The organism is Streptosporangium sp. CA-135522 (assembly GCF_050949235.1).
Lineage (GTDB): Bacteria > Actinomycetota > Actinomycetes > Streptosporangiales > Streptosporangiaceae > Streptosporangium.
On record NZ_CP192026.1, the window covers coordinates 1,474,004 to 1,499,310 of the forward strand.

General features: G+C 68.9%; 21 protein-coding genes. 5 read left to right on the forward strand and 16 right to left on the reverse strand.

The features are described from left to right. Positions 1-118 precede the first annotated feature (118 nt). The 4 genes from ACQPYK_RS07280 to ACQPYK_RS07295 all read right to left on the reverse strand — a co-directional run bounded on the left by ACQPYK_RS07280 (position 119) and on the right by ACQPYK_RS07295 (position 5,822). The gene (locus ACQPYK_RS07280; RefSeq protein WP_433252158.1) at positions 119-937 is read right to left on the reverse strand and encodes an alpha/beta fold hydrolase; all 819 of its coding nucleotides are present in this window, start codon (positions 935-937) and stop codon (positions 119-121) included. A gap of 188 nt (positions 938-1,125) precedes the next feature. Beyond that, positions 1,126-2,157 (reverse strand): MsnO8 family LLM class oxidoreductase, encoded by a 1,032-nt coding sequence (locus ACQPYK_RS07285; RefSeq protein ID WP_433252161.1) that lies wholly within the window; start codon positions 2,155-2,157, stop codon positions 1,126-1,128. Positions 2,158-2,290: 133 nt separating this feature from the next. Continuing rightward, positions 2,291-3,796: an MFS transporter gene (locus ACQPYK_RS07290; protein WP_433252164.1), complete on the reverse strand. Its 1,506-nt coding sequence runs from the start codon at positions 3,794-3,796 to the stop codon at positions 2,291-2,293. 706 nt (positions 3,797-4,502) lie between these two features. Continuing rightward, positions 4,503-5,822, reverse strand: a complete 1,320-nt coding sequence (locus ACQPYK_RS07295; RefSeq protein ID WP_433252167.1) for a UDP-glucose dehydrogenase family protein — start codon at positions 5,820-5,822, stop codon at positions 4,503-4,505. A 145-nt stretch (positions 5,823-5,967) separates the two neighbouring features. Here ACQPYK_RS07295 and ACQPYK_RS07300 point away from each other — a divergent pair, with 145 nt between their 5' ends. The 3 genes from ACQPYK_RS07300 (at position 5,968) to ACQPYK_RS07310 (ending at position 9,406) form a co-directional block, all read left to right on the forward strand. Beyond that, on the forward strand, positions 5,968-7,131 hold the full coding sequence (locus ACQPYK_RS07300; protein ID WP_433252170.1) for an acyl-CoA dehydrogenase family protein: 1,164 nt from the start codon (positions 5,968-5,970) through the stop codon (positions 7,129-7,131). A 143-nt stretch (positions 7,132-7,274) separates the two neighbouring features. Next, positions 7,275-7,604: a hypothetical protein gene (locus ACQPYK_RS07305; protein WP_433252173.1), complete on the forward strand. Its 330-nt coding sequence runs from the start codon at positions 7,275-7,277 to the stop codon at positions 7,602-7,604. 257 nt (positions 7,605-7,861) lie between these two features. Beyond that, on the forward strand, positions 7,862-9,406 hold the full coding sequence (locus tag ACQPYK_RS07310; protein ID WP_433252176.1) for an MDR family MFS transporter: 1,545 nt from the start codon (positions 7,862-7,864) through the stop codon (positions 9,404-9,406). 243 nt (positions 9,407-9,649) lie between these two features. Here ACQPYK_RS07310 and ACQPYK_RS07315 read toward each other — a convergent pair whose 3' ends face one another. From ACQPYK_RS07315 to ACQPYK_RS07345, 7 genes are all read right to left on the reverse strand, one after another. After that, positions 9,650-10,804, reverse strand: a complete 1,155-nt coding sequence (locus ACQPYK_RS07315; RefSeq protein ID WP_433252179.1) for a hypothetical protein — start codon at positions 10,802-10,804, stop codon at positions 9,650-9,652. A 568-nt stretch (positions 10,805-11,372) separates the two neighbouring features. Continuing rightward, positions 11,373-12,017, reverse strand: a complete 645-nt coding sequence (locus tag ACQPYK_RS07320; protein ID WP_433252182.1) for a response regulator transcription factor — start codon at positions 12,015-12,017, stop codon at positions 11,373-11,375. Then, entirely contained in the window at positions 11,981-13,243 is a 1,263-nt protein-coding gene (locus ACQPYK_RS07325) for a sensor histidine kinase (protein ID WP_433252185.1), read from the reverse strand. The genes ACQPYK_RS07320 and ACQPYK_RS07325 overlap by 37 nt, the downstream gene beginning before the upstream one ends. 15 nt (positions 13,244-13,258) lie before the next feature. After that, entirely contained in the window at positions 13,259-14,089 is an 831-nt protein-coding gene (locus ACQPYK_RS07330) for a lysostaphin resistance A-like protein (RefSeq protein WP_433252188.1), read from the reverse strand. A gap of 396 nt (positions 14,090-14,485) precedes the next feature. After that, positions 14,486-15,931, reverse strand: coding sequence for an MFS transporter (locus ACQPYK_RS07335; protein WP_433252191.1), 1,446 nt, complete (start codon positions 15,929-15,931; stop codon positions 14,486-14,488). 124 nt (positions 15,932-16,055) lie between these two features. Then, positions 16,056-17,135, reverse strand: a complete 1,080-nt coding sequence (locus tag ACQPYK_RS07340) for an epoxide hydrolase family protein (RefSeq protein ID WP_433252194.1) — start codon at positions 17,133-17,135, stop codon at positions 16,056-16,058. A 35-nt stretch (positions 17,136-17,170) separates the two neighbouring features. After that, positions 17,171-18,016 carry an NAD(P)H-binding protein gene (locus tag ACQPYK_RS07345; RefSeq protein ID WP_433252197.1) on the reverse strand — a complete coding sequence of 282 codons (846 nt, stop codon included), beginning with the start codon at positions 18,014-18,016 and terminating at the stop codon, positions 17,171-17,173. Between the two features lie 346 nt (positions 18,017-18,362). Between ACQPYK_RS07345 and ACQPYK_RS07350 the strand changes: the two genes are divergently transcribed. Beyond that, positions 18,363-19,244 (forward strand): hypothetical protein, encoded by an 882-nt coding sequence (locus tag ACQPYK_RS07350; protein WP_433252200.1) that lies wholly within the window; start codon positions 18,363-18,365, stop codon positions 19,242-19,244. A gap of 114 nt (positions 19,245-19,358) precedes the next feature. Here the strand turns inward: ACQPYK_RS07350 and ACQPYK_RS07355 are convergent, their stop codons facing one another. The 4 genes from ACQPYK_RS07355 to ACQPYK_RS07370 all read right to left on the reverse strand — a co-directional run bounded on the left by ACQPYK_RS07355 (position 19,359) and on the right by ACQPYK_RS07370 (position 22,271). Then, positions 19,359-19,964 (reverse strand): response regulator transcription factor, encoded by a 606-nt coding sequence (locus ACQPYK_RS07355; protein WP_433252203.1) that lies wholly within the window; start codon positions 19,962-19,964, stop codon positions 19,359-19,361. Positions 19,965-20,022: 58 nt separating this feature from the next. Continuing rightward, complete coding sequence (locus ACQPYK_RS07360) at positions 20,023-20,160, reverse strand: hypothetical protein (protein ID WP_433252206.1); 138 nt, start codon at positions 20,158-20,160, stop codon at positions 20,023-20,025. 197 nt (positions 20,161-20,357) lie between these two features. Beyond that, positions 20,358-20,708, reverse strand: coding sequence for an STAS domain-containing protein (locus ACQPYK_RS07365; protein ID WP_433252209.1), 351 nt, complete (start codon positions 20,706-20,708; stop codon positions 20,358-20,360). A 57-nt stretch (positions 20,709-20,765) separates the two neighbouring features. After that, positions 20,766-22,271, reverse strand: a complete 1,506-nt coding sequence (locus ACQPYK_RS07370; RefSeq protein ID WP_433252212.1) for an LCP family protein — start codon at positions 22,269-22,271, stop codon at positions 20,766-20,768. Between the two features lie 65 nt (positions 22,272-22,336). Here ACQPYK_RS07370 and ACQPYK_RS07375 point away from each other — a divergent pair, with 65 nt between their 5' ends. Further along, positions 22,337-23,368, forward strand: a complete 1,032-nt coding sequence (locus ACQPYK_RS07375) for an ExoA family glycosyltransferase (protein ID WP_433258713.1) — start codon at positions 22,337-22,339, stop codon at positions 23,366-23,368. Positions 23,369-23,470: 102 nt separating this feature from the next. Here ACQPYK_RS07375 and ACQPYK_RS07380 read toward each other — a convergent pair whose 3' ends face one another. Continuing rightward, positions 23,471-25,294 (reverse strand): CDP-glycerol glycerophosphotransferase family protein, encoded by a 1,824-nt coding sequence (locus ACQPYK_RS07380; protein WP_433252215.1) that lies wholly within the window; start codon positions 25,292-25,294, stop codon positions 23,471-23,473. Between the last annotated feature and the right edge of the window lie 13 nt (positions 25,295-25,307).

Genomic DNA, 25,307 nt, shown 5'->3' on the forward strand with positions numbered 1-25,307 from the left:
ATTTCAAGCCGGTCGTCTCTTGCCTGGAAGCAACGGAACCGATCTGATCTGAGCAAGGGGCACATGCTGCCCTGTCCAACGCCGAGGGTCGGCGGACCGGTCGATTCCACCTCGGAGGTCAGCCCCTGATGAGTTCGAGGATGTCGGCGTTCAGCTGGTCCTTGTGGGTGGCGAACAGCCCGTGGCCGGCGGTCGGATACTCCTTGTAGACGTTGCCGGGCACGAGCTTCGCGGTGCGCCGTCCGGTCAGGTCGATGTTCGCGGACTGGTCCGCGGCGCCGTGGACGATCAGCGTCGGGACGGTGATGGCGCGCAGGGTGGCCCGGTGGTCGGCGTGGAAGGTCGAGCGCCACACCTCGATCGTTGCCCAGGGCGAGGTCTCCAGGCACTGCCGGGTGGTGAGGTCGACCAGACCGGGTGAGACGTCGTTGCCCAGGTGCGTGGCGAAGAAGCCCTGCGCCCGCTGGTCGAACCACTTGGGCCGGTCCGTCTGGAACTGCGAGACCGTGGCCTCGCAGAGGAACTCGGGGACGCCTTCGGGGTTGTCGTCTGTCCTCTTCAGGAACGGCAGCACCGCGGCCACGAACGCGACGCGGGCGACGCGGTCCTCACCGTGGCGGGCGAGGTAACGGGCCACCTCGCCGCCGCCGGCCGAGTGGCCGACCAAGGTGATCTCCCGCAGGTCGAGGTGCTCGATCAGGGTGGCGAGATCGTCGGCCCGGGTGTCGATGTCGTAACCGGTCGAAGGACGGTCCGACCGGCCGTGCCCGCGCCTGTCCATGAGCACGCAGCGGTATCCCTGCTCGACGAAGAACCGCACCTGGTACTCCCACATGTCGGCGCTCAGCGCCCAGCTGGCGACGAACACGATCGGCGTGCCGGTGCCGTAGTCCTCGTAGGAAAGGCGGGTGCCGTCGGCGGTCTCGAAGTACGGCATGGCGTCGGCTCCTCGGCTGTGGTTTCGGAAGGCGTGCTCGTTGCCGCCGATAAGAACGCTATTGAGAATCACGGTGCGAGGAATCAGTCACCTAATAGGTAATCTCCGTCAGGCCCTTCGACCACCCCGGCCGGGGGCGCTCCCGCCGTCTCGGCCGGAGATGCTCCCGCCGACCCGGCCGGACGTGGTCACGCCGTCCGGGACACCTGGGTGAATATGCTCCCGTCGCCGTGTCTCGCCGCGATCCCGCCCGGCACGGTGGTCTCTCCCCGATACCGCCGACCCGGGGCATCCGGGCCGGGTGGGACGGCGGCGGCCAGCTCGAACGTCTCGGCCAGCAGTTCGTACGAGCGCAGCCGGTCGGCCGGGTCATGTGTGAGAGTGTTGACGACGATCTCGTCGACCTGATGGTCGGCCGCGAGGCGGACGAGCCGGTCGCGGACCTGCTCCGGCGTGCCCGCGACGAGGGCCCGGCCGTTGTCGGCGGCTCGTTCGTGTTCGGCGCCGCTCCAGCGATGGCGGCGGGCGGCGGCGGGAGACGGGAACGCCTCGTCGTCGCCCAGATCTTTACGGCTGCGCCAGAGCAGATAGGCCGCCGCCAGTTCCCGTGCCTTCTCGTCGGTGTCGGCCGCTATCGCCCGTACGGCGAGCGAGCCGCGCGCACGGGCGTCGCCGCCGTCCCGCTGGAAGGCCTCCAGGGCCATGCGTCCCGGGCCGGGGTTGAGGAAATGGGCGAAGGTGAAGCAGGTGCCCAGCTCGGCGGCCAGTACGGCGGAGCGAGTGCCCGCGCCGAGCAGCCAGACCGGTGGTGGCACGTATCCCTCGTACGGCACGGCGAGAAGCATGAGGAGTTCGGCGACCTGCTGGTCGAACCGGTCGGCGGGTCCGCCGGCGCGCCCGATGCCGAGGTCGACCCGGCCGGGATGCAGGGCGGCGATCACCCGGAAGACCTCGGCCACCTTCTGCGCCCTGTAGCGGGGGAGCAGCACCCCGCCGGAGCCGATTCGCAGTCGCCGGGTGTGGCCCAGCAGGGCGGTGACCATGATCTCGGGGCTGGTTCCGGCGAAGCTCGGGGAGCCGTGGTGCTCGGCCGCCCAGTAGCGGTGGAATCCGAGGTCGTCGGCACTGCGGGCGAGCTGGAGCGTGGCGGTGAGGGCGTCGGCCGGGGTGCCCCCCTCGGGGAGGGGGGACTGGTCGAGGATCGAGAGCCGCAGGGGCATCGTCGGTGTCCTTTCGCGATTACGGCGCTTTGTGGTCGGGGCGGCTTCGGCGCTTCGTCGTCATGGCGCTTCGGTGCTTCGGCGCTTCGTCGTCACGGCGCTTGGCCGAGGAGACGGATCGTGGCCGGGGCGTTCAGGCGGCGGTGGAGCGGCGGCTTCGCAGGAAGGCCGCGGCGAGCAGGGTGGCGGCCAGGACGAGGACGGAGTTGACGATGATGGCGGTGTGGACGCCGGACAGTACGGCCGGGGCCGCGCCGGTGTGCAGGGCGTTCATGCGGGCGGTGGCGATGGCGCTCATGATCGGGATGCCCATGGTGATGCCGACCTGCTGGGTCATCGTGGCCAGGCCGGTGGCCAGGCCCTGCTCGTGGTCGGGCAGACCGGAGGTGGCGGTGACCATGAATCCGACGATCATGAGCATGTTGCCGATGCCGCCGATGAAGGTGGCGACCAGCAGCAGCCAGATCCAGCCGCCGCTGCTGCCGAGCGCGACCAGGGCGATGGTGGCGATGGTCTGGACGAGGCCGCCGGTGACGATGGTGGCGCGGTTGCCCAGGCGGCTGACGGCCCGGCCGCCGAGGGTGCCGCCGATCACGGTGCCCAGACCCAGCACGCCGAAGGCGGCGCCGGTGGCCAGGGGGGAGTAGCCCAGGACGTTCTGCAGGTAGAGGGTGAGCAGGAAGACCAGTGAGGTTTCGGTGACGAAGGCGAGCAGGCCGGTGACGTTGCCCCAGATGACGCTGGGGCGCTTCATGATCTGCACGGGCACCAGCGGGGCGGACGCGCGCTTTTCGATCAGCCAGAAGCTGCCGAGCAGGACGGCGCCGGCGGCCAGCGAGGCCAGGGTCAGCAGGTCGCTCCAGCCGTGTTCGCCGGCGCGGGTCAGGCCGTAGACCAGGGTGAGCAGGCCGCCGGTGACAGTGACGGCGCCGGGCAGGTCGAGGCGGGCGCGCTCGGCGGGGCGTGAGTCGGCGATGGTGGAGGGGGCCAGCATGACGACGGCGGCGGCGACGGGAGCGTTGATCAGGAAGGCCCAGCGCCATGACAGCAGGTCGGTCAGCAGGCCGCCGAGGATGGCGCCGGCGGTGAAGCCGGCCGACATCAGGGCGCCGTTGAGGCCGAGGGCCTTGTCGCGCAGGGGTCCTTCTTTGAAGGAGGTGGTCAGCAGGGACAGCCCGGCCGGGGTGACGGCCGCGGTGGCCAGGCCCTGGAGGACACGGGCGACCAGCAGCATGGCGGGGGAGGTGGCGATGCCGCCCAGGATGGAGGACAGGCCGAGCAGGGTCATGCCGCCGATGAACAGGCGTTTGCGGCCGAACAGGTCGGCGATGCGGCCGAACAGCAGGGTGAAGCCGGCCGCGGCCAGGGCGAAGGCGGTGGCGATCCATTGCAGATCGGCCAGGGAGAAGCCCAGACCGGCACCGACCGCGGGCAGGGCCACGTTCAGGATGGAGAAGTCGACCGCGACCGTGAACTGGGCGCCGAGCAGCAGGGTGAGCACCAGTTTCTGCCGCCCGGTCATGCGGGCAGGCGGCCGGGGTCCGCCGGTCGCCGGTGTGCCTTGCTGCGGGGTGGCGTGTGCCGGGGCGTCGGGTGAGGGAGAAGTGGTGACCGGTGGAATCTGATCAAGCGTGGACATGGGGCTTCCTTCTGCGAGTCGACGGGCGGCCTGAGAGAGCCGGCCATCTAACGGGCCTGTGGTTCCCTTAAGACAAGACGACAGTAGCAGAAGTGATGGGGCTAATGGAACTGGAGAACCGTTATGGTCTCTGAAGGAGGGAGCCTGGGATGATCCGGCCCGGTGGAAGCCCTGGTGACCGCACTGTCCGGCCGTCCGGGTGAGGTTCCCGAGGCGAGGGGAAGAGTCGCCTCTACCGGCGCACCCGCTCAATGCGCCCGCGGAGTCGATGATCTACTGGCCGACGGCCGACGGCCGACGGCCGACGGCCGGCGACCGGCGACCGATGACCGGCGATCGGCGACCGATGACCAAGGCCGCTGACGGAGATCCGGAAGGGACTCGGTTCCGCCACCGGCGAGGGCGCGGTCTGACCCTAGGACTCAAGATCGGTCCAGGTGAGGAAGGTGCTCACTCACCGGCGGCTACCAGGAGCCGAGTCTGCCTCAACAGTAGACCCGGCAGTTCCCATTAGGTGGGGGCGTCTTAGGTGGGGGCGTCGCGGCGGCCCGCTCCACACGCTGGAGGAGCGGGCCGACGGGGGTGCGCCTTGGTCGGCGAGTGGCGCCGGGTGGCCGGGCCGTACGGCATGCGAAGCGCGTGCGGCATGGGCCCGCACGGCGCGCGGGATCCGCGACGGGCAGGGAAACGGGCCGAGGCCCGCCGATCAGGGGCGGCCGAGGGCGCGGTAGTGCCAGCCGGAGGCCCGCCAGGTCTCGGCGTCGAGGGCGTTGCGCCCGTCGACGATCTTGCGGGAGCCGACGACGGCGCCGAGTGCCTCGGGATCCAGATCGACGAATTCCTGCCACTCGGTCAGCAGCAGCACCACGTGGGCGTCGCGGGCGGCATCCAGTGCGGAGTCACCGTAGGAGAGCTCGGGGTGAGCCCGGCGGGCGTTCTCCTGGGCGACGGGGTCGTAGAGGGTGACCGTGCCGCCCTGCTGGCTGATCTTGACCGCGACGTCGAGAGCGGGCGAGTCGCGGATGTCGTCGGAGTTGGGCTTGAACGCCGCTCCGAGCACGGCGACCGTGCAGCCGTGGAAGGACCCGCCGGCCAGCTCGCGAGCCAGGTCGACCATACGAGCCCGGCGGCGCATGTTGATCGCGTCGACCTCGCGCAGGAAGGTCAGCGCCTGGTCGGCGCCCAGCTCCCCGGCGCGGGCCATGAAGGCGCGGATGTCCTTGGGCAGGCAGCCGCCGCCGAAGCCCAGGCCCGGGTTGAGGAACTTGCCGCCGATGCGGTCGTCGAAGGAGAGCGCCAGCGACAGCTGCTTGACGTCGGCGTGGGAGGCCTCGCAGACCTCGGCCATCGCGTTGATGAACGAGATCTTGGTGGCCAGGAAGGCGTTGGCGGCGACCTTGACCAGCTCGGCGGTCGGGTAGTCGGTGATCACTATCGGGGTACCCGCCTCCAGCATGGGGGCGTACACCTCGCGCATGATCTTCTCGGCCCGGTCCGAGGACACGCCCAGCACGATCCGGTCGGGCTGGAGGGTGTCCTTCACCGCGAAGCCCTCGCGCAGGAACTCGGGGTTCCACGCCAGCTCGGCTCCCGCGCCGATGGGGGCCAGCCGGGCCAGCTTGTCGGCCAGGCGCTGGGCCGTGCCCACCGGGACCGTCGACTTGCCGACCACCAGGCACTCGCGTTTCAGGTACGGGGCCAGCGACTCGATCGCGGCGTCCAGGTAGGAGACGTCCGCTCCGTACTCGCCGGGTTTCTGCGGGGTGCCCAGGCACAGGAAGTGCACGTCGCCGAAGGCGGCGGCCTCCTCGTAGGAGGTGGTGAAACGCAGCCGCCCGTTGGCGAGGTTGCGCCGGAGGACCTCCTGTAGACCGGGTTCATAGATGGGCAGGTCCCCGGCCTGGAGCCGGGCGACCTTCTCTGGATCCACGTCGAGGCCGAGGACTTCGAATCCCAGGTCGGCCATGCACGCGGACGTCGTCGCACCCAGGTATCCGGTTCCCACCATCGTCAGGCGGTAGGCCACTGGCGTTCCTTTCGGTTCTGCCCGATTATGTGCCGTCAGAGTATCGGTATCCCTCCTCGCACTCGCCACCTGCGTAAACAGCTAGGGACGCATATCACACAGGGTGGACCGGTCCACACTTTGTTGGACGTCCTACTATTTGCCCATGAGCTTCCCTCTCTACGCACTGCCCGAAGAGCACGAGATGCTCCGGGAGACCGTCCGCGCGCTTGCCGATGAGAAGATCGCCCCTCGTGCCGCCGAGGCCGACGAGACGGGGGAGTTTCCCTGGGACGTCTACAAGGCGCTCGTCGCCGCCGACCTGCACGCCGTACACGTTCCCGAGGAGTACGGCGGGGCGGGGGCCGACGCGCTCGCGACCGTCATCGTCATCGAGGAGGTGGCGCGGGCCTGCGCGTCGTCCTCACTGATCCCCGCGGTCAACAAGCTGGGCACCGTCCCGCTGCTGCTGTCGGCGTCCGAGGAGGTCAAACAGCGCTACCTCGCGCCCGTCGCGCGGGGCGAGGCGATGTTCTCCTACGCCCTGTCCGAGGCCGAGGCGGGCAGTGACGCCGCCGCGATGAAGACCCGTGCCGTGGCCGACGGCGACCACTACGTGCTCGACGGCGCCAAGATGTGGATCACCAACGCCGGCGTCTCGGAGTACTACACGGTGATGGCCGTGACCGAGCCCGGCGTCGGCGCCCGGGGCATCTCCGCCTTCGTCGTGGAGAAGGACGACGAGGGCGTCAGTTTCGGGGCCAAGGAGAAGAAGCTCGGCATCAAGGGCTCCCCGACCCGCCAGGTCATCTTCGAGAACGTCCGCATCCCCGCCTCCCGGATGATCGGCGAGCCGGGCACCGGCTTCAAGACCGCCCTGGCCACCCTGGACCACACCCGCATCACGATCGCCGCGCAGGCGCTCGGCATCGCCCAGGGCGCGCTGGACTACGCGATCGGCTATATCAAGGAGCGCAAGCAGTTCGGCAAGGCCGTGGCCGAGTTCCAGGGTGTCCAGTTCATGGTCGCCGACATGGCGATGAAGCTGGAGGCCGCCCGGCAGCTCACCTATGCCGCCGCCGCCAAGTCCGAGCTGGCCATGCACGGCGAGCGGCAGAAGGATCTGACGTTCTTCTCCAGCGCCGCCAAGTGCGCCGCCTCCGACGCGGCCATGGAGATCACCACCGACGCCGTCCAGCTCCTCGGCGGGTACGGCTACACCAGCGACTACCCGGTCGAGCGCATGATGCGCGACGCCAAGATCACCCAGATCTACGAGGGCACCAACCAGGTCCAGCGCATGGTGATGGCCCGCCAGCTCCTGAAGTAGGGCTTGAGCTGGGGAAGCGCTGTTCTGTAATGGAGCACCGCCCGGCTTCCGTAGCCGGATGGTGTGCTTGAAGACCGCTCTGTTCCGTCGCTGTTCCGTCAGGGACGGAAGGAACAAGGGTTGCCGTCCGGCATCATTGCCTCATGATCGAGACCTCTGACACCGGCTGGTACGCGGTCCGCTGTGTCTTCCGCTGGGGTCCGTCACACGGCACCTACGAGGAGCGGGTCACCCTGTGGAGGGCGGGTTCGTTCGACGAGGCCATTGCCATGGCAGAGCGCGAGGCTGCCGAATACGTGGCCGAGAGCCCGTTCGAGTATCTGGAACTGGCGCAGGCGTACCGACTGGCGGACGACGCGATCGAGTCGGGCACGGAGGTCTTCTCCCTCCTCCGGGACAGTGATCTCGAACCGGAGGAGTATCTCAACGCCTTCTTCGACACGGGACGTGAGCGACAGGGGCAGTCCTCGTAGGACGTGTCAGCAGGAGGCTGACCGTGCCACTGCTCCGTCGTCACTGCTCCGTCAAAGAGTGGCCACAGCGGTGGCCCGGCCCTCGGGGCGTGTGGTGTGCGAGGTGTTCACCGGGCCGTGGAGCGATACGAGTGCTCCTTCGCGCGATCTGGAGCTCGTCGTCCACCGCCGGGAAAAATCGGGTGACATTTCGCATCACTTGCCGGAATGTTGGGCGCGGTCGATGAGTTTTGTCGGTGGTGTAGGTCAGTCTTTGCATGACCGCAACTTCCTGTGAGACCCAGGGCTGGGACACCAGCCATGACCACGTCATGTCCGACAACCCCGATCGAGGTACCGTGTCCAGCCCACAGCTCGACTCACCTGCCAAACCCGCGACCCCCGTTTCAGGTTCAGGTCGCACCCCGGCCGTGATCCGGCTGCTGGTGCTCGCCACATTCGTGGTCATCCTCAACGAGACGTTGTTGCTCAATGCGATCCCGCGGCTGATGGGCGCGCTGCACATCACCGAGCAGACCGCGCAGTGGCTCTCGACCGCCTTCATGCTGACCATGGCCGCTGTCATCCCGATCACCGGATGGTTCCTGCAGAGGGTGTCCACCCGCCGCGCGTACACCACCGCGATGGGTTTGTTCCTGCTCGGCACGGCGCTGGCCATCATCGCGCCGTCGTTCGGGGTGTTGCTGGGCGCCCGAATCATCCAGGCGTCCGGAACGGCCGTGATGATGCCGCTGCTGATGACCACGCTGATGCAGGTGGTGCCCGAGACGGACCGGGGCCGGGTGATGGGCAACGTCACGCTGGCCATCTCGGTCGCGCCCGCGATGGGCCCCGCGGTCTCGGGGGTGATCCTCCAATTCGGGTCCTGGCGGCTGCTGTTCGCCGTGGTGCTCCCCATCGCCGCGGTGATCACATGGAGCGGCCTGAAGCAGCTCAAGAACGTCGGAGAGCCCCAGGTCAGCACCGTCGACTGGTTGAGCGTGGTGACCGCCGCCGCCGGCTTCGGCAGCCTGGTCTACGGGCTCAGCCGGTTCGAGGGCGGCGACGTCCGCGTTGCCGTCGGAATCGTGGCGGCCGGCCTGATCGCCATCGCCGTCTTCGTCTTCCGCCAGCTGTCGTTGCAGAAGCGCGGCGTGCCGCTGTTGGACCTGCGTACCCTGCGCTACCGCACCTACACGGTCGCGCTGATCCTGATGTCGGTGTCCTTCATGGCGATGCTCGGCTCAATGATCTTGCTGCCGCTGTATCTGCAGAACATCCGCGAGCTCAGCGCCCTGCAGACCGGACTCCTCGTGATGCCGGGCGGCCTCGCGATGGGACTGCTCGGTCCGACCGTCGGCCGCCTGTTCGACCGGTTCGGCGGCCGGGTTCTGGTCATCCCCGGCGCGATCGGGATCATGCTCGCGCTCGCCGGCTTCACCCAGGTCACGATGACCATGCCGTTCTGGCAGCTCCTCGGTCTGCACGCGCTGCTGATGGTGAGTCTGGCCGCGACCTTCACCCCGGTGTTCACCCTCGGGCTCGGAGCGGTTCCGCCGCAGCTCTACTCTCACGCGAGCTCGATCCTGAGCACGCTGCAACAGGTCTCCGCGGCCATCGGCACCGCGCTCGTGATCACCGTGATGAGCGCGCGAGCCGATGCTCTGAGATCCGCGGGAGCCACGGAGGCACTCGCCAACCTCGACGGCATGCGGCTGGCCTTCATCATCGGCGCGGTGCTGTCCGTGGTCGTGGTCGTCACCGCCTTGCTCCTACCGGCCCGAGCGGGCAGCGTCGGCGAGTTCGAGGGATCCGGCCGATGAAACCGGCGTGACGGCGGTGGACCGGGACGATTGCGGATTACGGCTGATCACGGCACGTGGCCGGGGCGATCGGTTCTTCGTCGGGTCCTGCCATCGAGCTCGCGTCCTTGCGAGGTGCCGTCCTTCGGAGGCGCCGATTCAATCGTGCGTCAGTTGCGGCTGAGGATCGGCGCGCTGCTCTTCGCGTCGACATGGTTCACGAAGAGCAGCGCGTAGTGCGGCGGCCGTCACATGTTAAGGGATTCAGCCCGTGTAGTCGGTGGTGTGGGTCTTAGGGTCGGTCGGCCATAGATATTTGCCGTTGTCGGTGGTCGAATAGGCGCGGTTGCCGTCCCCCGCACGGGCTTGGATGAGATTGCGACGCCAGGTGGAGCCGCGGGCCGACCCGCCCCAGAGGTTGCCGTACAGGAAACCGTACAACTGCTCGAGTTCCGCCGAGAAGACGTTGTCGGTGACGGTGATGTTCTTGGCGTTGTTGACGACGCCTATGGAAATCGCGTAACCCCAGCCGGAGACGTAGTTGTTCGTGAACTTGATGTTGTTGTAGACACCGTCGCCCTGCAGGGCCAGGGCGTTGGTGTTGCCCAACGAGGCCAGGGTGTTGTGGTGGACGACCATGGGACCGCCGTTGCCTTCGCTCTGCGGGCCTATGCCGTCGTGGTGATAGACGTCATGTGACGTATCGGCCATGTCATGGATGTAGTTGTTCGTCCAGGTCGACGGGCGGCCCGGGAAACCTGTCACCATCTCCATACCCGCGTTGCCCCAGATGTCATTGTGATCCATGACGGCAACGGCTTCCTTCATCGTCGTGGCAAGCTGCCAGGACTTGTTGAACGGCGTGCCGGGCTTGGAATGAGATGACGAGACGGTGCCGTCGTTGCCGGGAGGCCTCGAGTAGGAACTCGGCTTGAACGTCGAGTAAAGGAATTTGATATTGTTGTCCGAATAGACCTGGACGAGGTTGTCATTGGGAATGGTGCCCTCGAACAAACAGCCGACGAACGTGAGATTGTCGCCGTAGATAATAACCTTCAAAGCCCGGAAACGCTTGAAGGAGATGACGCTGTTATCGGGGAAATCGAGCGTCAACGGTTTACTGTCGCTCATGTTCGGCGCATAGTCGGTGAGCTTGCCCGGATACGCCCTCAAGCCCAGGCCTCCGGCATTGGCCGGCGTATTGGCATAGCCGGTGTTCGAGAAGTCCGGCCAATATCCGGAACCGTCGTTGGGTCGGGCACTGACGGCCGCAACGGCTTTTTTCGGCCGGGGCTTGCTGGATTCGCTGCCGGCGGAGGCACTTGACGGCAGGGCGGATGCGAGGAACGCGAGAGCGGCGACGGCGACGCAACTCCGGGCGAGCGCACGGACGAGCGGAAAGCGGAGGCGGTTGTACATGCCTCGGCGATGTGATGTTTCGATGTTTTTGCTCCGTAAAGTCGGTGATGAGATCGTGCTGTCCAGTCGGCACAATGACCTGTTGACTTGAGGTCAAGGCGTGGAAGGTGCGCACTGATTCCTCCTCATCGGGGGTGCTGGATGAACAGTGCATGCTTGTTATACATATCGGCTATCTAAGCGTCAAGATCGATTGCGCCGATGCGTCCGGGAAAGGCCGGCTCTGCGAGATCGGAAGTCGCCGCTGGAACTCGGCGGCGCCATGATGATCAAACAGGTCAGGACAACGCCTCTTCGGCGTCAGCAGGTCATGCCCGGTCGGCCGGGCCGGAGCTTCATGGCGTCCAGTACGGCGGCGCGCGCCGCACGACCAGACCGTGGGGGATGGCATGGGACGCTGGCCGTGGTCCATCCGGGAATGACCTGGCGTCAATGGTCACACTCCGCCGCCTCCGGCCATTTCGGCCACCGAGCCGCGCATGTCCACCGAAATGCCTGGTGTCCGGTCCTGTACAGGTCGTCCGCCTCGCACCCGGCCCCGCGCGGGCGTTGGACGAGGCGTCCTGTTCTAGCGTTTGAGATAGGCCAGTACGGCGAGGACCCGCCGGTTGTCATCGGTGGAGGGGGCGATCCGGAGCTTGGCGAAGATGCTCGCGATGTGTTTGGCCACGGCGCTCTCGCTGATGTGCAGGCCACTCGCGATGGCGGCGTTCGATCTGCCTTCGGCCATCAGCTCGAGCACATCGCGTTCGCGCGGGGTCAGGCCGCCGATCATGCCTCGGGCGTCGCTGCGCGACAGCAGCTTCATGATGACCTGCGGGTCCATCACCGTACCGCCGGCGGCGACCCGGCGGACCGCGTCGACGAACTGGTCGGTGTTGGTGACCCGGTCCTTGAGCAGGTAGCCGATGGCGCCGTCGCCGCCGGCCAGCAGCTCGTTGGCGTAGAGCTGCTCGACGTACTGGGAGAGCACGAGGATGGGCAGGCCGGGCCGTCGGCGGCGGGCCTCCAGGGAGGCCTGCAGGCCCTCGTCGGTGAAGGTCGGCGGCAGCCGTACGTCGACCACCGCGACGTCCGGCTTCTCGTCGAGCAGCGCACGCAGCAGGGACGGGCCGTTGTCCACCGCGGCGACGACGTCGCAGCCGTGCTCCTGGAGTGTGCGGATCAGCCCTTCCCTCAGAAGGAAGAGGTCTTCGGCGAGGACAACGCGCACGGGATCTCCATCGTCACGGTGGTCGGACCGCCCCGCGGGCTGTGCAGGACGAGAACGCCGTCGAAGGTATCCAATCGGCGCTGGAGGCCGCGCAGCCCGGTGCCCCGGGAGGCGTCCGCACCGCCCTGGCCGTCGTCGGTGATCGTGATCCGCAGCACCGTGCCCTCGTGTTCCAGGACTATCCGGACGTCGCGGGCGCCGGAGTGCTTCGCCGCGTTGGCCAGTATCTCGCTGACCGCGAAGTAGGCGGCGGATTCGACCGGGGGCGGAAGCCGGCCGGGCAACCCGACTTCGACATGGACGTCGAGGAAACTGTCGAGCGCCAGTGACCGGACGGCGTCACCGAGGCCGCGGTCGGCGAGTATCGGGGGGTGGATGCCACGGACCAGGTCACGTAGATCCTCAAGCGCCCGTGCGGACGTCTCGCGCACGTCCAGCAGCAGTTCGTGGGCGGCGGCCGGGTCGGTCTCCAGCAGCCGGATGGCACTGTCCAGCGTCATGCCCAGGGCGACGAGCCGAGCTTGCGCGCCGTCGTGCAGGTCCCGCTCGATGCGTCTCAGCTCGGCTGCCTGGGTGTCCAGCGTCTCGGCACGGATGTCGGTGAGCCGCTCGACCCGGCGGGCGAGTTCCGCACGGCGCGGCGCGGACAGCAGCAGCCGGCTCCACCGGGAATGCAGCCGGAGCACGGCAGGCGCGACGAGCACGCCGGTGACCATGAAAGCCAGGCCCAGCACCAGCGCGGCGAGCATCATCGCCGTGCTGTGCACCGGAATGAACGCATACCAGTTGCCGTCGTCGATGAGCCGCCACAGGAACGGCTGCACCAGCGCGCCGAACGCCCCGTACTCGATGAGGGCGAGGGGAACGGCGACCAGCAGCGCGCCGACCCCCGGTTCCAGCCAGGCCCATGCGAGGTCACGCCAGAACCCCTCGTCGGCGAGGATCGCCCTCGCCCTTTCGCGCCGGCTCAGGGCGCGGTCGACGACCAAGGGGTCCGGCTGGTCGACGCGCACCCCCGTCCATTGGGCGGCCCATGAGCGATACCGGTTCGACAGCGCGCGCAGAGCCGTCGCGGCGGGCGGGAGCAGCCAGAAGCCGATGCCGATCGGCAGCAACAGCAGGGCGGACACCACGAACCCTCCGACGGTGAACACCGCCAGGGCGAACAGAGCCGCCAGCTGGCACCGTCCGACAGCGACCCAGGGGCGGAAAACGGCCGGTGCCATCGCTGCTGTGTCACCTCATCGAATGCGGTCCGAGATCCCGTGGATCCTAGCCGGTGCCCTCCAGGCCCACAGCAGCGCTGCCGCCAGGCACGCAGCCCCGAACAACGCCATCGGGAGAACCGCGCCGGCCTCCTCGTCCATGAACAGCAGCAGGCCGAGGTTGATCAAAGCGTGGAAGCCGCCGGCGAGTAGCAGCCGGGACGAACGAACCCGGTCCAGGGCCAGCCCCATCACGACCGACAGGGACACGGTCGCCAGCAGGAACGCGCCCGCGTAGGCCGGTGCCTGGGCGAAGACCTGAACGTGCCAGACGCCCCACAGCACCCCCACCGTGACCGACGACGTGAGCGTCCCGAAACGGTCGCGCAGCAGCGGTTGCAGGAAACAGCGCCAGCCGATCTCCTCGCCGCACGCGCCGATCAGTTGTGCCACCACGATCAGCGCGAACGGGTTGTGCGGCGCGCTCGGACGGGTGAACCGGACATCTCCGGTGATGAGGCCGTACGCGGTGACGCAGAGCGCGATGATCAGCGGTGCCGTGGCGAGCAGCAGCAGGCCGCGGACGCCGAGGCGGACCCTTCCGAAGGCTCCGGCGAGCGTCGACCGCACCCGCGCGGGCCACAACAGCGCGACCACTCCCACCCCGAGGGCCGGCCCGAACTGGGTCAGCTGGACGACCTCGGTGGGAATCGGGGTCGCCGACTGCGCCGCCCCCAGCGCGCCGGCCGCCACGAAGGCGACCGCGAGGAACGCGCCTGCCTTCGTCAGCATCCGGCCGGGCGGGACGTCCGGCGCCCGGCCTCCGCCGTCCGGTACCACCGTGATCTCGTCGTCGGCTTTCCACATGACACTCGGCTCCTGTCGGGTCGAACGGGTTCGCCCTCGACGATGCCGGGTCGGGAGGCCGCCGCCATTGCACCTGACAACCGAGCGGGGGTGTACCTAACTCCCCCCGGACCCCTTTCGACTTCCGGACCCCTTCCGTTTCCGGACCCCTTCCGTCGCCTTCCGCGGGTCGACTTCCGTCGATGATCAATGACAGTCCGGCCCCCTCCTCTTCCAGCGCGCGCAGAGCGTATTCGGCATCGAGCAGGTGAGCTCGGTTCGCCGCCGATCGTGGGTTCCTGGGTTGCGCAGTCGATGATGCGACATCCGGCCGGTTGTTCTTTAAGGTTCTTAAGGTTGCGAGCCTCGGGACAGGCGCCGGTCGCAGGGGGCGGGGCGGTCTCGACACCCGACGGGTCAGTGCGTCTGCCGGGCGTTTTTCGGGAGCAGGAAGCCGATCGCGAAGGCTGCGACGGTCAGGACCAGGGCGATCAGGGTGACCTGCCCGGTGGCGGCCAGGGCGTTGGCATCCGGAGCGCCGGGCGCGGTGAAGCGGTCGAAGAAGACGGTGCCCAGGATCGCGACTCCCAGAGCCGCGGAGAGCTGCTGGACGGACTCCAGCGCGCCGGAGGCGGAGCCGACCTCGTGGTCCTGGATCTCGCCCATGATGATGTCGAACAACGGCACGAAGATCATGCCCATGCCCGCTCCGGAGACCAGCAGCGGCAGGGCGAGGTGCCAGGCGCCCAGCTCGACGCCCGAGATCTGGAAAACCGCATACGCTCCGGCGATGCCGGCCGCCATCACGGCCAGGCCGATGTGCAGGGTCTTGCGGCCCAGCTTGGGCGCCATCGCCCCGGCGGCCGAGCCGACGAAGGCGCCGACGGCCCAGGGGGCCATCGCCAGGCTGGCGCCGATCGGGGTGTGGCGCAGGCCGAGCTGGAGCAGGAAGCCCAGCGCCAGGGAGAAGCCGATGATGGCGATGGAGAAGGCTATGACGAACACCACGCCGGAGGCGTAGGAGCGGCGGGCGAAGACACTCAGCTCCACCAGCGGCGTCCTGCCGGAGGCCGAGCGGCGGCGTTGGTGGAAGACGAAACCGGCCAGGACGATCACGGATGCGCCGAGCACGGCCCAGATCCAGGCGGGCCAGCCCAGCTCGCGGCCCTGGACCAGCGGGTAGACCAGCAGGCCCATGCCGGTCCCCGCGATCACTACCCCGACCAGGTCCAGCTTCGCTGACCGGTTGCCCGCGGTGCGAGGGAGCGCCCGGGCGCCGGCGAGGAGAGCGAACAGGCCCAGCGGCAGGTTGATCAGGAAGATGCTGCGCCATCCGGTGCCCGCCGGGTCGGCCTTGATGAGCAGGCCGGCGACGATCGGGCCGAGAATGGTCGCCAAGCCGATGCTCGGGCCGAACAGGCCCCACGCCTTGGCCTGCTCCGGACCGGGGAACAGGTCACGGATCAGCCCGAAGCACTGCGGCACCATCACCGCGCCGAACGCCGCCTGCAGCATCCGCCCGGCGATCAGGGTCTCGGGGGACCAGGCCGCCGCGCAGGCCAGGGAGGCGATCACGAATCCGGCCGCACCGCCGAGCAGCATCCGCCGCCTGCCGTACATGTCGCCGAGGCGCCCGCCGGTCAGCAAGCCGACCGCCAGGACGAGCGTGTAGCCGGCCGCGATCCACTGCATCGTCGCGTAGGAGCCACCCAGTTCCCGCTGGATCACCGGCAGCGCCACGTTGACGATGCTCGCATCGAGCAGGTTCATCAGGGTCGCGGTGAGGATCGCGAAGAGTCCGAGCCAGCGGCCGGGGATCGGCGGGGTGGTGACCTTCGCGGGGGCTTCGAGTGTCGAAGTCATCGGATTCTCCATGACTGGAACAGATCGATCTGTTCCATCAATTAGTGGAATTAAATGATCCGTTCCATTTATTTCGGAAACGCCACCGGGAAGGGCTCCGGCGAGGGGCCCTTCCCGAGAGTGGTCAGCGAAGACCGGTGAAGAACTCGCGCACGTCGGCGACGAGTACGCCGGGTGCCTCATGGGCGGCGTAGTGGCCGCCGGTGTCGTAGGTGTTCCAGGATGCGATGTTCTTGTGGTCGCGCTCGGCGAAGCGGCGGATGGACTGGAAGTCGTTGGCGAACCCCGCCAGCGCGATCGGCACGGTGGTCGGCTCGGTGGGCTGTTCGGCCCGCTTGTCCTCGTAGTAGAAGCGGATCGAGGAGCCCGCGGTGCCGCAGAACCAGTGGATGGCGATGTTGGTCAGCGCGAAGTCGTCGTCGAGACCGGTCAGGAGCTGTCCCATCCAACCGAGGAGCCCGGCGGGGGAGTCGGTGATGGCATGCGCCAGCGTCTGCGGCGACTGGGCCTGGAGCACATTGAAAGCGCCCATGTTCTCCCAGAACCACTGCAGGTGCTGGACGGCGGCCTGCTCCTGCTCGGTCAGGCCCTCGAACTCGGCCGGGTCGCCGGAGGGGAAGGAGAAGATCTGCGTGACGTGCACGCCGACCACATGCTCGGCGTCGAACCTGCCGACCTCGGGGGAGATGAGCGAGCCGCCGTCGTTGCCGACCGCGCCGTAGCGGTCGTAGCCGAGCCGGCTCATCAGCTCGGCCCACGCCCTGGCGACCCGGTTACGGTCCCAGCCCTTGTCCTTGGTCGGCCCGGAGAACCCGAAACCGGGGATCGACGGGATGACGAGGTGGAAGTCCCGGGAGAGCGGCTCGATGACGTCGAGGTATTCCACGACCGTGCCGGGCCAGCCGTGGGTGAGGATCAGCGGGAGGGCGCCGGGGTCGGCCGAGCGGACGTGCAGAAAATGAATGTTCTGCCCGTCGATCTCGGTGGTGAACTGCGGGTGGGCGTTGAGCCTGGCCTCCTGCGCGCGCCAGTCGAAGCCGGTGCGCCAGTAGTCGACCATCCGCTTGACGTAGTCGAGGCCGACGCCGTAGGCGCCGTCCGCGCCGGGTAGTTCGTCGGTGAAGCGGGTCAGCGCCAGCCGGGCCTGCAGGTCGTCGAGGTCGGCCTGGGGGATCTCGACGCGGAAGGGCTTGATCTCGGTCATGGTGATGCCTTTCTGGTATCTGGTAGGGGTGAGGGCTAGCGGAGGGTGGAGGCGAGGTCGGCGGCCCAGGCGGTGACGGTCCGCGGCGGCCGGCCGGTGATCCTCTCCACCGTGTCGGTGACCGGGGCGGGCGTGCCGAGGTGCTTCTCCCAGGTCTCGAACAGGACGTCCGCCGGGGCGTATGGGCTGATCGCCTTGCGCGCGACCGTCGGCTCCAGTTCCTCATAGCGCAGCGGGCGACCCAGGGCCTCGCCGAGCAGCTCGATCTGTTCGACGTGGGTGAGCGAGACGGGCCCGGTCAGGTGGTAGACCTGCCCGGCGTGCTCGTCCCCGGTGAAGCAGGAGATCGCAACGGCGGCGAAGTCCGCGGGGTGAATGGGAGAGCAGCCCGCCTGGCCGTACGGGCCGCGCACCACGTTCCCCGCGCCGAGCTGGCCCGGTACGTCGAACGCCCATTGCAGCGGGTCGGCCGAGGCGATCTCAAGACGCAGGAACGTCCACTCCAGACCGGACTCGCGGATCTGCCGCTCCAGCTCCGCGTGGAAGGCGGCGATGGGGTTCGGCTGTTCCTCGACGCCGTCGACGATCGCCCCCGAGGACTGGAAGACGATCCTGCGGACCCCGGCCTCACGCGCGGCGGCCAGGAAGGCGGGGGCGAAACCGGGGACGACGGCCAGCAGGAACACGGCCGAGACGCCCTGGAAGGCGGCCTTGAGACTGTCGGCGTCCGACAGATCTCCGGCCACGATCTCGGCGGACTCCGGCAGATTCGCCTCTTTGGGGTCACGGGTGAGGGCGCGGACGTTCCGGCCCGCGGCGATGAGCTGTTCGACGATGGACCGGCCCGCGGGGGCGGTGGCGGCGGTGACAAGGATGGTCATGAAGTCTCCATTGAACGGAATCTTCTATTCCAATCATACCGGAATAAATCATTCCGTTCTGGGTTTTGGGATGGTTTCGTCCGGGCACTTCGGCCCTGAAAAAATCTTCTCAAATGGAGCGAAAGCCTAGATAGTGCTCCTTGCACCAGCTCACCTGGGCTTTGCATGGGGTGCCCATGCGTTTTGCACGTCGCAGAGACGGACGGGAACGCAGCCGCGAGACCTCCGGGGTCCCGCTGTTGACGGCCTCGGCCATGGCGGGGGATGTCCCGATGCGACTGTGTCGTTTGCGGTCTACATAGGATCCGGATGCATTTTGCACATCGCGGTTCCGAAGGAGGTGCGGGTGCGCCCGTTCCCCCGTACGGCGTCCCCCGGCATGTGGCACGACGGCCTGCCGCCCCGGATCGCAGGGGTGTTTCTCTTCATCCACCTGACCTTCATGTTCCCGATCAGGGTCAGCGCCTTACTCGACAGAGCCTCGGCGACTCCGGCGTCCGCCGGGGAGATCGCGGCCGGGGTGGTGGTGATCGGGGCCCTCGTCGGGACGTCGCTCCTGGTCGCGCTGGGTCGGGTGCCGCGCGGCCGGGCGGCCTGGGTGCTGTTCGCGCTCGTCGTGAGTGGCGACACGCTGATCGCGGGTCCGGTGACCGTCCCGGCCAACATGGTCGATGCGATACTGACCACCCTGTTCGTCGATCTCAACGTCGGAGTGGCGCTGTTCGCGCTGACCCGGTTGCGGGATCTGGTCCGGCAGGCGCACGCCGTCCGCGATGAACTCGCTCCGCTGGAGGTGGCCGGGGAGCGGTTGCGCATTGCCCGGAACCTGCGCTCGGTGCTGGGCGGAAGCCTGTCGGCGATCATCTACCGGAGCCGCCGGACACTGGAGTCGGCGGCGGCTTCGGCTGAGATCGTGGACATCGCGCGGGATGCGCTGGCCGACGCGCGGCGGGTGGCCGACGGCTTCCGGGAGCGGACGCTGGCGGCGGAGGTCGAAGCCGCGCGCTCCGTCCTCACCACGGCGGGCGTCGAGACCCGGATCGCCGTCCACTCCGACCTGCCGTTACCGGCCGAGGCGGATGTGGCGCTGGGCCGGGCACTACGCGGTACCACCATCACGCTGTTGCGGAACGGTGGGCCGCGCACCTGCCAGATCGAGGTGGGCGGTGCGGTACGGCTCCGCGTGACCTGCCAGGGCCGGCCGGCGGCTCCGGCCTCGCCAACCTGACGGCCCGGGCCCGCGAGGCGGGAGGGCGGCTGACCGTGCGGGCGGACGAAGGCCGGTTCTCCATGACCGCCGAGATTCCGCTGCCGTCGGCTGTCACGGCGGCCGCCTGAGCCGCTACAACCAGCCCGCTTCGGTGGCCATGCGGATCGCGTCCACCCGGTTGCGCGCGTCCAGCTTGGTGACGGCCGAGGCCAGGTAGTTGCGGACCGTGCCGTACGACAGGCTCAGCTCGGCGGCGATCTCACGCGGCTCGGACCCGGAGGCGGTCAGCCGCAGCACGTCCGCCTCCCGCTCGCTCAGCGGGCTGGCCGGCATGTCCAGCGCCGCGTACGCCAGTTGCGGGTCGATGACCCGCTCGCCCGCGGCCACCTTGTGCAACGCCTCGATCAGCTGCCGCAGCGGGGAGTCCTTGAGCATGAACCCCGCGACGTTCGCGCCGCCCGCCCGGCGCAGATGACCGGGGCGGCCCACCCCGGTCAGGATCAGCGTCCGGCAGGAAGGAAGCAGCTCACGCAACCGGGCGGCGGCGGTCAGCCCGTCGAGGCCGGGTAGCTCGATGTCCAGGATGGCCACGTCCGGCCGGTGTCGCAGAGCGGTCTCCACGATGGCGTCACCCGTCTCGAGTTCGGCGACCACCTCGATGTCGTCCTCAAGCTCAAGCAGCCCGACCAGCGCCTCCCGGAGGATGCGCATGTCCTCCGCCACGAGTACTCGGATCATCAAACTCCCTCACCTTTGCCCCAGCATAGGCCGCCGGCGGAAGGTGGAGCTGTCGACTTCACTTCCCGCCGATGATCAACGACAGTCCGGCCTCGTACATGTGGTCACGGGTGAGCCCGGTGCGGCGGCCGTTCGCGAGAGCGCGGGCGATGGTGGGGTAATCCTGCGCGAACCGTGCGGCGGTGGGCTCGTCCATCTCGTCGGCGCCCGCCGAGTCCTGTTCCTCGATGACCCGGCCCGTCCGTCACGGCCGACACCCCGTTTCGCATCCGGACGATCCTGCCGGCCGACGGGACGGCCACGGCCTCCTCGCCGACCTGTCCGCCGGAGGCGGTGAGTTCCTTCCGAATCTCGCCGGCCTCGTTCATCGGCCTCGCGGTCAAGAGGCGGGGTTCAGGCGGCGGCGTCGAGGGCCTCGCGCAGGCTGCCGCTCGTCTCGAAGTGCCGGTTCAGATTGGTGATCGTCAGCAGGTGAGTGATCATTCCAGGGGTCACCACCAGGATGAGGCGGCCGTGGGCGTCCTTGACCCGGGTGAGCGCGCCCACCAGGATGCCCAGGCCCACGGAGTCGCAGAACGGCACCTCGGTCAGATCCATCACCAGACACCGATGACCCGGCGTCTCCAGGGCGCGGTCCACCTCGGCCCGGAGCCGGGGCGCGACCGCCATGTCCAGCTCGCCTGACGCCCGCACCACCACGCAGGAACCGTCGGTCCACCTCTGAACATCGAAAACCGGAATCACGATCATCACCTCCGTGCGGGCTTACCTGCCCTGAGAGGTGACCTTTATGCGCTCGGCTCACTTTTTGCAGATGTTCTCGGTCGCGGTCCTGGCCATGGGGGTGACGGTCGTGGTCGGGGCCGCGGTGGGCTTGGCGGTCTCCTTGACGGTGACCTTCTTGGTCCCCGAGTATTTCCGCCCGACGATCACCTCGACCCGGTCGCCGAGATCCTCCACCAGGCGAACGTCCGCGTCGGGCAGCGCTGCCGCCAGGGTCCGCGCGGAGTCCTCGCGGCCCGTGCCGTACCGGATGACCGTCTTGTCGTGGTCCCTCTCCCGGGTGTCGCCGGCGGCCTCCGGCACCAGGAACCCGGCCTTCAGCAGGTCGGCCCGCGCCCGCCCGCCGAGGCCGGTGATCAGGGTGCCGTTGAGCACCTTGACCGAGATCCGCGCGGGCGGCACGGTCGGCGGGGTGGCCGACGGCGAGGGCGTCGCCGCCGGAGTCGCGCTCGGGGCGGCCGTGGCGGTCTTGGCCGGCTTGGTGAGCGGCTCGTCGGCGGCGATCCGGCGGAACAGCTCCTTGGCCGCGTCCTTGTCCCAGAGCACGGCCGACTCGTTGGTCGGCGTCCGGTAGTCGACGTCGGCGAGCGGGACCGTGGCGAAGGACACGTCGTCGGTGGAGACGTCCTTGAGCTGGTTCGCCAGGCCGAGCAGGTCCTTGCGGAGCGCGTCGTCCACCCGGAGCGTGCTGAGGCTGCTGTCGACGAACGCGGCGAGCTTGACCGGATTGGTCAGCGTGCCGCCGCTCAGGGCCTGGTGCAGCAGGGCCGAGATGACCTGCTGCTGGCGGTCGATGCGGTCCAGGTCGGAGCGGGCGGTGGCCCGGGTGCGGGCGTAGGCGAGAGCCTTGGCGCCGTCGAGGGAGTAGGTGCCGGGCTGGAGTGTCAGTGCGGTCTTCGGGTCGTTGATCGCGACCGGGGTGCACACCGAGACACCTCCCAGCGCGTCGACCACCTGGATGAAGCCGAGCACGTTGACCTCGACGTAGTGGTGAATCGTCAGGCCGGTGATGTTCTGTACGGTTCGTACGGCCAGCTTCGGGCCGCCGAGCTGGTAGGCCGCGTTGATCTTGTGCTGGCCCTGGCCGGGGATCGTCGTCCAGGTGTCGCGGGGGAGGCTGACCACGGTGGCCCTGGTGTGGTCCTCCGACAGGTGGAGCACCATCATCGTGTCGGTGCGCTGACCGCTCTCGCGGCCCAGCTTGAGCTGGTTCTGCTGCCGACGGGAGAGGTTGTCGCGCCGGTCCACGCCGACGACCAGGATGTTCATCGCGCCCGTGGACTGCGACCCGGGCACGCCCGCGTCGACCCCCTCGATCTTCTTCTCCGCGTAGGTCGTCAGCGACCACGAGACCCCGGAACCGCCCAGTACCACGCAGGACAGCGCGGCGGCGATCAACAGGCCGCGCCGCCGGGAACGAGCTCCCCTGACGGACCTGCGGTCACGTCGGGGATTCACCCGAACGGTGCCGTAGGCGTCACCGCCCACCTGCACCCCCGAGTCGTCCTCTTGCGGGTCGCGCATGCGTGGCCCCCTAGGCTCGGCTGGGTCGATGAGGTACCCGTTCGTACAGTAGCGTGAGCGACGCCATGAAGCAGTTCCCCGACTCGCCCGCGCCGGCGTCGTCTCCCGAGACACGTGTCTGGCCCCCCATCTCCATCGTCATCCCGGTGCTGAACGAGGAGCGCCATCTGCGGGAGGCGGTGCGCCAGGTCCTGTCGCAGCAGTACGCGGGACCGATCGAGGTCGTGCTCGCGATCGGCCCGTCCCTGGACCGGACCCAGGAGGTCGCGGACGCGATCGCGGCCGAGGACCCCCGGGTCACCGTGGTTCCGAACCCGACCGGCCGCACTCCCAACGCCCTCAACGCCGCCATCCGCGCGGCCCGCAACAAGATCATCGCTCGCGTGGACGGCCATGCCATGCTCCCGGAGGACTACCTCCGGGTCGCTGTGGAGACACTTGAGGAGACCGGCGCCGACAACGTCGGCGGCGTGATGGCCGCCGAGGGTGTCACGCCGTTCGAGAAGGCCGTGGCACGCGCCATGACCTCCAAGATCGGCGTCGGCGGCGCCCGCTTCCACACCGGTGGCACCGCGGGCCCGGCCGACACCGTCTACCTCGGCGTGTTCCGCCGCGAGGCGCTGGAACGGGTCGGCGGTTACGACGAGCACTTCCAGCGGGCGCAGGACTGGGAGATGAACCACCGCATCCGCGAGACGGGCGGCCAGGTCTGGTTCCAGCCCCGGATGCGCGTCTCCTACCGGCCCAGGCCCACCGTCAAGGCCCTCGCCAAGCAGTACTTCCACTACGGCCGATGGCGGAGGGTGGTCGCCCGCACCCACGAGGGCACGATCAACCTGCGCTACCTGGCACCCCCGGCGGCCGTGCTGGCCATCCTCGCCGGCCTGGTCGTCTCCCCGTTCTTCTGGCCGGGCCTGCTGATTCCCGGCGGCTACCTGGCGGCGATCCTGGCCGGCTCGGCGGTGACCGGCAGCGGCCTGCCCACGGCCTCGCTCGTCCGGCTGCCGCTGGTCTACGTCACCATGCACATGTCATGGGGCTGGGGCTTCCTCACCAGTCCGAAGAGTCTCGGAAAGCCCGTCAAGACGCGGGGTTGACCCGCGCGTGTCGCGGCCTCGGCGGCACGTGCACACAGGCGGCACGTGCACACGGGCGGCATGCGTGCGCGGGCGGCATGCGTGCGCGGGGGCGGTACGGCCTCAGCCGCCGGCGCCTCCGCTCCCGCTTCCGCCGGTGCCCACGCCCTCACCGGCGGCGCGGCGCCAGGCGCCGTTCACCGCGTCGTTGAAGCGGGTCATGGCGTCCGGATGGTCGGGGCCGAGCAGGTAGGACCTCAGCTTGCGTCTGGCCGCCGCCAGGACGTCCTCCCCGCCGCTCTCCAGGGCCGCCAGGACGACGGGCAGCTCGTCCAGGTCCTCGGTGAGCAGGTAACCGGCCTCGGTGCTCGGATACCTCTCGCGGAAGGCCCGCTCGGGCAGCCCCGCCACGTTGGTCACCACGTACGGCTTGCCGCTGGCGATGAAGTCCGCCACCAGGCTGGAGATGTCGGTGATCATCAGGTCGGCCTGGTTGAAGCACTCGTAGAGGGGCGGCTCGGGCCCGATGACCGCAAGGTGCCTGATCGGCTCGGCGCGGGCCGTGCCGGCGGGGTGGCGGGCGATCGACCGGGACAGTTCGGCCCGCTCCAGCATCGCGAGGATCTCCTGGTGGGCCCGGCGCGCGGCCGGGTTACGGTAGCCGGTCAACGGATGCGGCTTGTAGATCACCCGGAGTGCGGGGGAGCGGGCGAGCAGGGTGCGGACGATCGCGGGCCCCATCGTGATGATCGAGGTGTGGAACAGGTCGTCGGTCCATCCCTCCCAGGTGGGGGCGTAGAGCACGGTGAGGAAGGGCAGGCCGGGCCCGGTGGTGCGGACACCGGTGAGCTGTGGGCGGCCGACCTCGTGGACGTCCTCGTCGCCCACGCCCACCCGGGCGCGGAGGTAGCGGTCGCGACCGGCCTGCCCGGCCACCCAGACCTCGTCGTAGACCTTGGTGAACGGGTTGAACGACGCTTCTTTGTCGCTGTCCCCGTGACCCACGAAGACGCTGCGCAGCCCCCGGATGCGGAGCATGTGGATGTTCTTGCCGACGTTGGACGGGTACAGGCACACCCGGGCGGACCCCAGTGCCTCGAAGCTCATCAGGTCGGCCGCCGCCGGGATGCAGACCACCGGCAGTGAGGTCTCCCCCAGCAGGCGGAGCATGCTCCGCTCCCGCAGGACGACCACGACCCGCCGGTCGATCCGCTCCAGCGGGCGCAGCCACATGGTGGCCTGGTAGGCCGAGTCGTCCGGCCCGGAGAAATAGAGGATCACCTCCGGCCTGTACTTGGCCAGGCGTTTTCCGGCCGTCTTCAGCACGCGGTCACGGTTCCTGAGTGGCCGGATCCGGCGCAGATGGGGCAGCAGGGCGACCACACCCGCGGCTCCGGCGCCGAGCGCGATCAGCGCCCCGACCGCCCCCTGGTAACCGGTGCCGAGCACCGCGCCCAGAGCCGCGCCGCCGATCGGGAACACGTCGAGGTAGAGCGCCCGCATGCTCCGGTGGTTGATCAGGATGTCCGGGGGAGGCGCGGGGAGCCTCACCACGCCGTCGACGTTGCGGGCCAGCACCGGAAGCTGCTTGAGGACGCCGGCGTAGGCGATCGCCAGCCCCGTCTGCAGGGCCCGCACGCCGTGAAGCGCGAGCATCCCCAGGACCATGATCATGAACCAGGGTGAGTCGGTGCCCGCCGTACGCGCGACCAGGATGATCGCGGCCGTCTCGCGGATCGTGAACCGCAGCGTGACGCCCAGGTGCACCTTGCTCAGCGTGTCGACCAGCCGGCGGGCGTGCCGCCTGGCGACGATCTCCGCCGCGTAGGACAGCACGCACAGCACCAGGAACGACCACGGCTGGGGCCACAGGGCGGCGATGACGAGCGGCGGATAGGAGCCGAGCGCCGCCGCGCACGCCATCAGGGCACGAGGGTCACGCTTCATCCTCCGACGCTAA